Source organism: Pseudomonas palmensis (assembly GCF_017848315.1).
Classification (GTDB): Bacteria; Pseudomonadota; Gammaproteobacteria; order Pseudomonadales; family Pseudomonadaceae; genus Aquipseudomonas; species Aquipseudomonas palmensis.
On record NZ_JAFKEC010000068.1, the window covers coordinates 19,656 to 29,550 of the forward strand.

11 protein-coding genes are annotated in these 9,895 nt (G+C 67.3%); 5 read left to right on the forward strand and 6 right to left on the reverse strand.

The window, feature by feature from the left end; genetic code table 11:
• Positions 1 to 41: 41 nt before the first annotated feature.
• From JZZ72_RS24480 to JZZ72_RS24490, 3 genes are read right to left on the reverse strand one after another with little or no spacing between them, the layout of a single operon-like run.
• Positions 42 to 704, reverse strand: coding sequence for a hypothetical protein (locus tag JZZ72_RS24480; RefSeq protein ID WP_100632691.1), 663 nt, complete (start codon positions 702 to 704; stop codon positions 42 to 44).
• Between the two features lie 2 nt (positions 705 to 706).
• Complete coding sequence (gene ampC / locus JZZ72_RS24485; protein WP_078481254.1) at positions 707 to 1,867, reverse strand: class C beta-lactamase; 1,161 nt, start codon at positions 1,865 to 1,867, stop codon at positions 707 to 709.
• Positions 1,864 to 2,670: an AraC family transcriptional regulator gene (locus tag JZZ72_RS24490; protein ID WP_210015300.1), complete on the reverse strand. Its 807-nt coding sequence runs from the start codon at positions 2,668 to 2,670 to the stop codon at positions 1,864 to 1,866. The genes ampC and JZZ72_RS24490 overlap by 4 nt, the downstream gene beginning before the upstream one ends.
• Before the next feature lie 79 nt (positions 2,671 to 2,749).
• Here JZZ72_RS24490 and JZZ72_RS24495 point away from each other — a divergent pair, with 79 nt between their 5' ends.
• A complete protein-coding gene (locus JZZ72_RS24495; RefSeq protein ID WP_043860233.1) occupies positions 2,750 to 3,724 on the forward strand; it encodes a bile acid:sodium symporter family protein in 975 nt (324 codons plus the stop codon).
• 80 nt (positions 3,725 to 3,804) lie between these two features.
• On the opposite strand, the gene JZZ72_RS24500 is transcribed toward JZZ72_RS24495, so the two are convergent.
• Positions 3,805 to 4,179 (reverse strand): DUF2784 domain-containing protein, encoded by a 375-nt coding sequence (locus JZZ72_RS24500; RefSeq protein WP_043860232.1) that lies wholly within the window; start codon positions 4,177 to 4,179, stop codon positions 3,805 to 3,807.
• Positions 4,180 to 4,188: 9 nt separating this feature from the next.
• On the reverse strand, positions 4,189 to 4,668 hold the full coding sequence (locus JZZ72_RS24505; RefSeq protein WP_043860231.1) for a GNAT family N-acetyltransferase: 480 nt from the start codon (positions 4,666 to 4,668) through the stop codon (positions 4,189 to 4,191).
• A 188-nt stretch (positions 4,669 to 4,856) separates the two neighbouring features.
• On the opposite strand from JZZ72_RS24505, the gene JZZ72_RS24510 reads away from it, so the two are divergent.
• The 4 genes from JZZ72_RS24510 to JZZ72_RS24525 all read left to right on the forward strand — a co-directional run bounded on the left by JZZ72_RS24510 (position 4,857) and on the right by JZZ72_RS24525 (position 9,113).
• On the forward strand, positions 4,857 to 5,477 hold the full coding sequence (locus JZZ72_RS24510; RefSeq protein ID WP_210015301.1) for a LysE family translocator: 621 nt from the start codon (positions 4,857 to 4,859) through the stop codon (positions 5,475 to 5,477).
• A gap of 18 nt (positions 5,478 to 5,495) precedes the next feature.
• Complete coding sequence (locus JZZ72_RS24515) at positions 5,496 to 6,368, forward strand: alpha/beta fold hydrolase (protein WP_058540269.1); 873 nt, start codon at positions 5,496 to 5,498, stop codon at positions 6,366 to 6,368.
• Positions 6,369 to 6,472: 104 nt separating this feature from the next.
• Positions 6,473 to 7,609 (forward strand): HlyD family secretion protein, encoded by a 1,137-nt coding sequence (locus tag JZZ72_RS24520; protein WP_058540268.1) that lies wholly within the window; start codon positions 6,473 to 6,475, stop codon positions 7,607 to 7,609.
• Positions 7,599 to 9,113, forward strand: coding sequence for an MDR family MFS transporter (locus JZZ72_RS24525; RefSeq protein WP_210015302.1), 1,515 nt, complete (start codon positions 7,599 to 7,601; stop codon positions 9,111 to 9,113). Before JZZ72_RS24520 ends, JZZ72_RS24525 begins: the two co-directional genes overlap by 11 nt.
• Here the strand turns inward: JZZ72_RS24525 and JZZ72_RS24530 are convergent, their stop codons facing one another.
• Positions 9,114 to 9,875 (reverse strand): AraC family transcriptional regulator, encoded by a 762-nt coding sequence (locus JZZ72_RS24530; RefSeq protein WP_054914418.1) that lies wholly within the window; start codon positions 9,873 to 9,875, stop codon positions 9,114 to 9,116. It lies immediately after the preceding gene.
• Positions 9,876 to 9,895 lie beyond the last annotated feature (20 nt).

Consider the following 9,895-nt stretch of genomic DNA (forward strand, 5'->3'; position numbering starts at 1 on the left):
TTCGAGGGGCGGGGTGCGGCAGAGGTTCACTGCACGCAGCATCAGGGCGCCGGGCTGTCGACCTGCTGCAGGCTGAAGGTGCCGGTGAGCGGGTTGCCCTGCAGCCTGTAGCACTGGCTGTGGTTCTTGCGCAGCCATGCAGTGCCCGCGTCGACCGGGCCGCAGTTGGAGGCGGGCATGGCATCGACGATCAGGGCGTACTCCAGGCCCTCGTCCAGCTGCTGCAGGGCAAACCCCGCACAACAGACCAGGGCCGCGGCAAAGAAGGGTTCGAACGTCGGCACTTTTTGCGCCGGGGCCGGGGCGGCGCCGGGGCGTAGTCTGCCAGCCGCCCTGCGCAGCCACTGGGGCAACAGCAGGTAGACCCCCAGCAGCATCAGCGAGAACGGGATGGAATAGAGCGCCCCATATACCACCGCCGCGTTGTCCAGGTAGTCCACCTCGATGCCAAAGCGCGCATTGAGCATCCGTTGCGCAGACAGCTTGCACAGGTACACCACGACCACGCTGTACAGCAACGACCCTGGCCAGTAGCTGAGAAAGGCGAAGAGGCGCGACAGGTTCAGCAGCGCATAGATGCCGCCGGCCGCCAGCCCGCCGACCAGTATCAGGTTCGCGCCGAGGCTCGGCGGCAGGCGCGCGAAGCCCCACAGCCCGGCCAGCAGCAACAGCAGCTTGAGGGTGTCGCGTACCGGTTTGCTCACGGTCAGTGGCTACCTTCGTTCAAGGCGCCGAGGATCTGGTAGGCCAGCTTCACCCGCGCTTCGTTGGGGTAGTTCTTGTTGGCCAGGATCACGATGCCGATCCGCTGCGAGGGCACGAACGCCACGTAGCTGCCAAAGCCGTTGGTGGAGCCGGTCTTGTTGATCCACACCGCCTGCTGCGGGGCCAGCGGGGGTTGCAGCGGCGTGACGTCGAGGGTTTCAAGGGCCATGCGGCTGGCATTGCCGTCGAGCAGGGTCTGCAGTGCGACCGGGTAGGGGTACTGTTCCCAGATCAGGTCCTGGGTCATGGGGCCCACCTGGTAGTAGCCGGTATGGGTGGCGGCAATGGCCTGCTTGAGGGGCGTATCGAGTTTCTCCAGGCCCATGTTCGCCTCGACAAAGCGCAGCATGTCGTCACTGCTGGACTTCACCCCGTAGGCTTCGTCGGCCAGCACCGCAGGGCTCAGCCGGGCGGGGACGTTGTCGCGGGTATAGCCCTGGGCGTACATACGCTGCCAGTTGGCAGGTACCTGCAGATGGGTGTTGTTCAGGCCCAGCGCCGGAAACAGCAGGTCCTGCAGGGCGGACCGGTAGCTCATGTCCAGTTGGCGGGCGCTGATCACCCCGAGCAGGCCGATGCTCGGGTTGGCATAGGTACGCCGGGTGCCTGCCGGGTAGCTCGGGGTCCAGTGCTTGAAGTAGCGCATCAGTTGCCCGTTGTCGTGCACGCTGTCCGGCAACTGCAGCGGGAAGCCGCCGGCGGTGTGGGTCGCCAGGTTCAGCAGGCTGGTGTTTTCCAGGGCCCGGCCGCGCAGTTCGGGCAGGTAGCTGGCCGGGCTGTCGGTCAGCTTCAGCTTGCCGGTGGCCTGGGCATAGGCCGCCAGGGTGACGTTGAAGGTCTTGCTGATCGAGCCCAGTTCGAACAGGGTGTCGCGGTCGACGGCCTGGCCGCTGTCGCGCGAGGCCACACCGAAGTCGTAGTAGTGGTGCTGGCCATTGACTGTCAGGGCCACGGCCATGCCGGGTATCGCGTGCTCCTGCATCACGGCCTGGCTGGCGGCCTCTACCAGGTTGTCGAGGTTGTCAGGCACGGTGGCGGCCCAGGCGGCAGGGCTGGCCAGCAGCAGGCCGCTCAGCAGGTGGTGCGGTTTGAACAGGTTCACGTAATGGGTTTCCGGTGGGTCTGGAGGAATTCGCCCGGTGACAGGCCGAACTGTTTGCCAAAGGCGGCGATAAAGGCCGACAGCGATTCGTAGCCGCAGGCCAGGGCCACGTCGGTGACGCGCTCGCCGCGGCTGAGTGCTGGCAGCGCACTGAGCAGGCGCATGCGCTGGCGCCAGGTGCGAAAGGTCATGCCGGTGTCACGCAGAAACAACCGGCTCAGGGTCTTTTCCGAAACGCCGTACTTCAGGCTCCAGGCTGCCAGCCCGGTGCTGTCCTCGGGGTGTGCCTGCAGGCGCCGGCACAGTGCACGCAGGCGGGTGTCCTGGGGCAGCGGCAGAATCAGGTCTTCCTGCGGGGCGCTGGCCAGCTGGTCGAGCAGCACGGCGACCAGGCGCCCGTCTGCGCCCTCGGTATCGTAGGCCACCGGCAGGCCGCTGAAGGTGCGGATCAGCTCGCGCAGCAAGGCATTCACGCCGATCACCCGGCACTGGGTACCCGGCCACACGCTGTGCTCGATGTACAGGCTGCGGATGCAGGTGTCGTCGGCGCAGGTGACCTGGTGGGGGGTATGCGCCGGGATCCACACCGCGCGCTGCGGCGGCACCACGTAGCGTCCGGCGCCGGTGTGCACATGCAGCACGCCCTGGGCCGCATACGACAGTTGCCCCCAGGCATGCTTGTGGCGAAAGCCCAGGGCGATGTTGGCCAGCGACTGCGCCTGCCCGTACAGCGGGCGCGGCAGTACCTTGAGCTCGCTCAGGGGCGGGATGCGCGGGGCGTGGGGTTGTCCTTTGGGCGACACTCTTGGGGTTCTGTCGTTAGTCGGAAAAGAAAAGAAACCTTACCGTCTGCGCCATCCCAATAACAAGACAGGACGTGACATGAAACACCTGCGGTTGCTGTTCGACAATTTCACCCTGGCCCTGCTCGGCGTGATTGCACTGGCCACCTTGCTGCCCTGCGAGGGCCAGGGCGCGGTGGTGTTTGGCTGGCTGACCAACCTGGCCATCGGGCTGCTGTTCTTTCTGCACGGCGCCAAGCTGTCGCGCGAGGCGGTGGCGGCCGGGGCAGGGCACTGGCGCCTGCACCTGCTGGTTTTTGGCTGCACCTTCGTGATGTTTCCGCTGCTGGGCATGCTGTTCAAGCCGCTGTTCCTGCCGCTGGTGGGCGACGAGCTGTACCTGGGCGTGCTGTACCTGTGCGCGTTGCCGGCCACCGTGCAGTCGGCGATTGCCTTCACCTCGCTGGCGCGGGGCAACATCCCGGCGGCGATCTGCAGCGCGGCGGCCTCCAGCCTGCTGGGCATCGTGCTGACGCCGCTGCTGGTGATGGTGCTGATGGGCGTGCAGGGCGATACCGGGTCCAACCTCGATGCGGTGTTGAAGATCGTGCTGCAACTGCTGGTGCCGTTCGTGGCCGGGCAACTGGCGCGGCGCTGGATCGGCGCCTGGGTGGCGCGCAATGCACGCTGGCTGAAGACCGTCGACCAGGGCTCGATCCTGCTGGTGGTGTACACCGCGTTCAGCGACGCGGTGATCAGCGGGTTGTGGCAGTCGGTGCCACTGGTGCGGCTGCTGGGGCTGGCGCTGGTGTGCTGCGTGTTGCTGGCGGTGGTGCTGTGGTGCACGCAGTTGCTGGGCAAGCGGCTGGGGTTCAACGTGGAAGACCGCATCACCATCCTGTTTGCCGGCTCCAAGAAGAGCATGGCCACCGGTGTGCCGATGGCCCAGGTGCTGTTTGCCGGGGGGGCGATTGGCGCGATGATTTTGCCGCTGATGCTGTTCCACCAGATCCAGCTGATGGTGTGTGCGGTGCTGGCGCAGCGCTATGCGGCGCGGGAGGAGGTGAGCGCCTGATTCAGGTGCGGTGGTGACCGCTTCGCCGGCAAGGCAGGCTCCCGTAGGAGCCGGCCTTGCCGGCGAAGCGGCCTGAGCACTCACCGCAAGGCACGGCGCCTGCGCGAGTAGCACAACCACGCATAGACCCCCGCATTCACCACGAACACCAATGCCCCCAGCCACAGCTGGATGCCTGCCGTCAGCTTGGCCGGGTAGATCAGCGGTATCAGGTAATGCTCCACAAAACTGTCGGGGTAGCCGGTGTCACCCGCCGCTGCACGCAGGCGGTTTTCCCACTCGGTCAGCGGGCAGGGCAGGTGCAGCACCTCCACCAGCACGCCCCAGGTCACGGCCGGCAGGTGCAGCCAGCACAGCCGCGGCCACCTGAGCACCAGCAACCCGCCCAGCATCACGAACACGATGAACGTCAGATGAAACAGTACCAGCCCGTCGGCGGCCAATCGAAAGAACATGGCGTGGTCTCAACCCTGGGCGAAGCTGCGCAGCGTTTCACCTTCCATGCGATAACGCACCCACTCGTCCTGCGGCTGCGCGCCGATGGACTTGTAGAACTGGATGGCCGGTTCGTTCCAGTCCAGCACGCTCCATTCCAGGCGCCCGCAGCCCTTGGCACAGGCCTCCTGCGCCAGGTGGCGCAGCAACGCCTTGCCCGCACCCGTGCCGCGGGCCTGGGGCGTGACGTACAGGTCTTCGAGGTAGATGCCCTGGGTGCCGAGCCAGGTCGAATAACTGAAGAAGTACACCGCAAAGCCGATGGCCTGGCCGTCACGCTCGCAGATCAGCGCCTGGGTGCTGCTGCCTTCGCCGAACAGCGTGCGCTCGATATCGGCGACCGTGGCGATCACCTCGTGGCGGGCACGCTCGTACTCGGCAAGCTCGGTGATGAAGGTGAGAATCTGGCTGGCGTCTTCGACGCGCGCGGGGCGGATATGTACGGGCATGGCGGGGCTTCTGTTCCGGAAATCGAGGAGGGTTATCCTAAGGCAATTGCCCGTCGAGGGCACGGGAAGCCTGGAGGGTGGTGAGGGCTCGCCAAGTGTAGTGCCACAATTGCCCCCAACTGTATCGCAGCGCTGCGCACCGACTTGGTTAGTGTCACTTCACAACAACACACCGCCGGACACCCGCCATGCTCACCTCGCTCAACCTGCTGATGGCCTTCGTGCTGTTCGCCTTCGTCTCCTCGATCACCCCCGGCCCCAACAACACCATGTTGCTGGCCTCCGGCGTGAACTTCGGTGTGCGTCGCACCATTCCCCACGCGCTGGGCATCAGTATCGGCTTCATGGTGCTGGTACTGGCGGTAGGCCTTGGCCTGGGCGAGGTGTTCAAGGCCTATCCGCTGGCCTACGGCGTGCTGCGCTACGTGGGCGCCAGCTACCTGCTGTACCTGGCCTGGAAGATCGCCAATTCAGGCCCGCTGACCAGCGCCGAACCCGGCACGCGCAAGCCCCTGGGTTTCTGGGGCGCGGCAGCCTTCCAGTGGGTCAACCCCAAGGCCTGGGTCATGGCCGTGGGCGCCATCACCACCTATGCACCCAGCCAGGGCTACCTGACCAACGTGATCGTGATCGCCGCGGTGTTCGCCGTGGTCAACCTGCCCAGCGTGTGCGTGTGGGTGATGTTCGGCAGCGCGCTGCGCACCGTGCTGCAGGAACCACGCTGGCTCAAGCTGTTCAATTGGCTGATGGCCGCACTGCTGGTGCTATCGCTGTATCCACTGCTGTTTGTAGAATCCGGTTTTGTGTAACCCCCACAGCGAGTCCCGATGGAACTGATCCCCTGGTCGCATGACTGCGCCGAACACTTCACCCTGCGCGGCTGGCGCTCACCCGCCAGCGGCAAGCCGCTGCTGCATTTCATCCACGGCACCGGGTTCTGCTGCCTGGCCTACCAGCCGCTGCTGGAGCGCCTGGCCGAGCATTTCGACCTGTGGCTTTGCGATGTGCAGGGCCATGGCGACAGCGATCATGGCGGCGCCTTCGTGGGCTGGAACCGCAGCGCCGCGCTGGCGATCGAGGCCTTCCAGGCAGGCCGCGGCGAATACGGGCAGGTGGCGTGCTTTGCCATGGGCCACAGTTTCGGCGGGGTGCTGACCGGCTTGATGCTGGCGCTGCAACCGGGCCTGTTTCAGCGGGCGGTATTGCTTGACCCTGTGGTGTTCAGCCGCTCGATGCTGGGGGTGATGAGCGTGGCTACGCTGTTCGGCATGCACCGTCGCCACGGCCTGGCACGCAAGGCCGCCACCCGGCGCAGCCACTGGCCCGACCGCGAGGCGGCCTACGCCGCGCTGCACGGGCGCGGCATTTTCAAGGGCTGGCACGACGAGGCGCTGCAGGCCTATGTGGACCACGCCATCGGCGACTGCGGCGAAGGGGTAGTGCTCAAGTGCCGGCCTGCGCGCGAAGTGGACGTGTTCAGTTCGTTCCCTCGCGGGCTGTGGGCTGCCCTGGCCCAGGTGCAGACACCCGCACGGGTGCTGCATGGCATCACCACCTATCCCTTCGTACCCGTGTCGCTGGCGCGCTGGGCGCGTCTGAACCCAAGGGTCGAGCTGCGCGAGGTGCCCGGCGGGCACTGCTTCATGCAGGAAGATCCGCAGGCCTGTGCGAACGAGGTGCAAACCTACCTGCTGGGCTGATGGCAGGTTGTCCATTTCGCGACGAATACTGGTCTGTACGCTAGCGAACGCCAACCGCTGCCCCCCTTAGAGTGCATCCTTGAACAACAACAGGGAGCACGAACATGAACCAGGCGGTCAGCCCCGAACCACCGGTTACCCAAGCCACCGAGCGCGTGCGCGTGATGACGCTGCGCCGCGCCCTGGGCGCAGCCGGCACGCTGGCGGTACTAGGGGTTGCCTTGTATGTGTGGCACAGCGGGCGCTTCAACGAACAGACCGACGATGCCTACGTGCGCGCCGACTGGGCGCCGATCAGTGCGCGGGTGGGCGGCTATGTGGCCCAGGTCAGCGTGGCCGACAATGCCGTGGTCAAGGCCGGCGACCTGCTGGTGCAGCTGGACGACCGCGACTATCGCCAGCAGGTGCGCCAGGCCCGTGCGGCGCTGGCCGCCAGTACCGCTTCGGTGCAGGCGCAGCAGGCCGTGCTGGTGACCCTGGCGGCGCAGCTGGAGGGGCAAGGGCAGGCGATTGCCCGTGCCGCCGCCGAGCGCGAGGCGGGCGGTGCCGAGGCGCGGCGCGCCGAACTCGACTGGCAGCGTTACCGCCAGTTGATCGGCATGAACGCGGTGAGTGCCCAGCGTGCCGAACGCGCCAGCACCACACGCACCCAGGCGCAGGCCACGCTCAAGGGCGCGGACGCCGGCTGGGCGATGCAGCGGGCCCGGCACCAGGTGCTGGCCAGCCAGCAGCGCGAGGCCCGGGCCGAACTGGTGCGCCGCGAGGCCGAGCTGGAACAGGCCGAGGCGGCCCTGGCCCTGGCCGAGAACGCCCTGGCCGACACCCAGGTACGGGCGCCCTTCGACGGCGTGGTGGGGCAGCGCAAGGTGCGTGTGCAGCAGTACGTCAGCCCCGGCCTGCCACTGCTGGCAGTGGTACCGGTGGAGCAGGCCTACGTGGTGGCCAACTTCAAGGAAACCCAGCTCGAACACATGCGCCCGGGGCAGCGCGCGACCCTGGAGGTGGACACCTTCGGCCGGCACTGGCAGGGCACGGTCGACAGCGTCTCGCCCGGCTCGGGGGCGGTGTTCGCGCTGTTGCCGCCCGACAACGCCACCGGCAACTTCACCAAGATCGTGCAGCGCTTTGCCGTGCGTATTCACCTCGACCCGGTGGAACCCGGCACGCCGCGGCTGCTGCCGGGCATGTCGGTGATCGCCACCATCGATACGCGCACGGCGCAGGTGCGCGATGAGCACTGAAGACAAGGTATCGCTGCGCGCGTGGGTGGCGGTGATCGGAGGCTTGTTCGGCTGCTTCATGGCGGGCATGAACGTGCACGTCACCAGTGCCGCGCTGCCGGAAATCGAAGGCGCGCTGGGGGCGACGTTCGAGGAAGGCTCGTGGATCTCCACCGCCTACCTGGTGGCGGAAATCACCATGATTCCGCTCACCGCCTGGCTGGTGCAGGTGTTCTCGCTGCGCCGGGTGATGCTGGTGGGCTCGCTGGTGTTCCTGATCAGCTCGGTCAGTTGCGCGCTGGCGCCGAACCTGCAGGCGATGATCGCCATCCGCGTGATCCAGGGCGCTTCGGGGGCGGTGCTGATCCCGCTGTCGATGCAATTGATCATCACCGAGCTGCCGCCGAGCAAGATCGCCCTGGGCATGGCCTTGTTCAGCCTCTCCAACAGCGTGGCCCAGGCCGCCGGGCCGTCGATCGGCGGCTGGCTGACCGACGCCTATTCATGGCGCTGGATCTTCCTGCTGCAACTGCTGCCCGGGGTGGCGCTGCTGGCGGCGGTGGCGTGGTCGATCCCGGCGCAGGCCGGCGACCGCGCCCAGTTGCGCGGCGCCGACTGGCTGGGCATCGCGGCCATGGCGCTGGGGCTGGGCGCGCTGCAGATCGTGTTGGAGGAGGGCGGGCGCGAGGACTGGTTCGATTCGGCGTTCATCGTCACCTTCAGCGTGATTGCCGTGGTGGCGTTGGCGCTGTTCGTGCAGCGCCAGCTGTGGGGCGCGCGGCCCTTCATCAACCTGCGCCTGCTGGTCAGCTACAACTTCGGCGTGGCCAGCCTGGCCATGGCGGTGTTCGGGGCGGCGACCTTCGGGCTGGTGTTTCTGGTGCCCAACTACCTGTCCCAGGTGCAGGGCTACAACGCCCGCGAAATCGGCATCAGCCTGATCGCCTACGGCATGGTGCAGTTGCTGCTGGCGCCGCTGCTGCCGCGCCTGATGCGCTGGCTCAACGCCAAGGTGCTGGTGGCCAGCGGCTTCGCGATCATGGCGCTGGGCTGCTGGCTGGGGGCGCACCTGTCGGCGGACGCGGCGAAGAACGTGATCATCCCCTCCACGGTGGTGCGCGGGCTGGGCCAGCCGCTGATCATGGTGGCGCTGTCGGTGCTGGCGGTGAAAGGGCTGGACAAGGCCCAGGCCGGCTCGGCCTCGGCACTGATCTCGATGCTGCGCAACCTGGGCGGTGCGGTGGGCACGGCGCTGCTGACGCAGCTGGTGTCGTTGCGCGAACGGTTTCACGGGCAGCGTATCAATGAGAGCCTGACGCTGTTCGATGCACCCGTGCAGCAGCGTCTGCCCGGCGGGGTGCTCGATGCACAGGCCCCGGCGCACCTGCAGGTGCTGGCGCAGCTGGACCAGACGGTGCATCAGCAGGCCTACCTGATGGCGTATTCGGATGCGTTCTATGTGTCGTGCGTGGCGTTGGCGGTGTGTGCGCTGGCGTCGCTGCTGCTGCGCCAGCATGCACGCTGACTAGTCGGCGTCGGGCTGGCCGTAGGCCGGGGTCTTGCCGAAGTAGGCACTGGGCGAGACCCCCAGGGTGCGGCGGAACATGGCGCTGAAGGCGCTGGGGCTGTCGTAGCCCAGGTCCAGCGCCACGTTCAGGATCGAGTGCCCGGCGGCCAGCGCGTCGAGGCTGGCCAGCAGGCGCAGGCGGCGCAGCCACTGGATGAAGCTCAGGCCGGTTTCGCGCTGGAAGGCGCGGGTCAGGGTGCGTGCGTTCAGGCCGCTGTGGGCGGCGGCGCGCTGCAGGCTCCAGGGGCTGGCCGGGTCGTCGCGCAGGGCCTGGCACAGCGCGGCCAGTTGCGGGTCGACCGGCAGCGGCACGTACAGGGCCAGAATTGGCAGCACGCGGATCTCGTCCAGAATCAACTGCATCACCCGCTCGTCACGCCCGCCGGGCGGGTAGTCGGCGGGGATGAGCATGGCGCTGATGATCAGTTGGCGCAGCAGCGGCGGGATGTCCACCACGCGGCAGGTCAGCGGCAGGTCGGGGCGCGCGTCGGAGGCGACGAACAGGGTGCGCATGCGGACCTGGCCGGCCATCTTCAGGTCGTGTTCGACGGCGGCGGGCACCCATACTCCGCGCCCTGGCGGAACCACCCAGCAGCCCTGGCTGGAGTTGACCGTGATCACCCCGCTCAGGGCATGGATCAGCTGGGCGCGGTTGTGGCAGTGCGGGGCGATGCGCTCGCCGTGGGGGTAGTTTTCTGCCAGGGGGACAATCGGTTGCATGGCGGTGCGTTGGGGTTGAG

What these genes read in the sequence shown, in the direction of transcription:
- JZZ72_RS24505 (WP_043860231.1), bottom strand. Translation starts at nt 4,668, where the DNA reads ATGCCCGTACATATCCGCCCCGCGCGCGTCGAAGACGCCAGCCAGATT.
- JZZ72_RS24520 (WP_058540268.1), top strand. Translation starts at nt 6,473, where the DNA reads ATGAACCAGGCGGTCAGCCCCGAACCACCGGTTACCCAAGCCACCGAG.
- JZZ72_RS24525 (WP_210015302.1), top strand. Translation starts at nt 7,599, where the DNA reads ATGAGCACTGAAGACAAGGTATCGCTGCGCGCGTGGGTGGCGGTGATC.
- JZZ72_RS24495 (WP_043860233.1), top strand. Translation starts at nt 2,750, where the DNA reads ATGAAACACCTGCGGTTGCTGTTCGACAATTTCACCCTGGCCCTGCTC.
- JZZ72_RS24510 (WP_210015301.1), top strand. Translation starts at nt 4,857, where the DNA reads ATGCTCACCTCGCTCAACCTGCTGATGGCCTTCGTGCTGTTCGCCTTC.
- JZZ72_RS24500 (WP_043860232.1), bottom strand. Translation starts at nt 4,179, where the DNA reads ATGTTCTTTCGATTGGCCGCCGACGGGCTGGTACTGTTTCATCTGACG.
- JZZ72_RS24515 (WP_058540269.1), top strand. Translation starts at nt 5,496, where the DNA reads ATGGAACTGATCCCCTGGTCGCATGACTGCGCCGAACACTTCACCCTG.
- JZZ72_RS24530 (WP_054914418.1), bottom strand. Translation starts at nt 9,875, where the DNA reads ATGCAACCGATTGTCCCCCTGGCAGAAAACTACCCCCACGGCGAGCGC.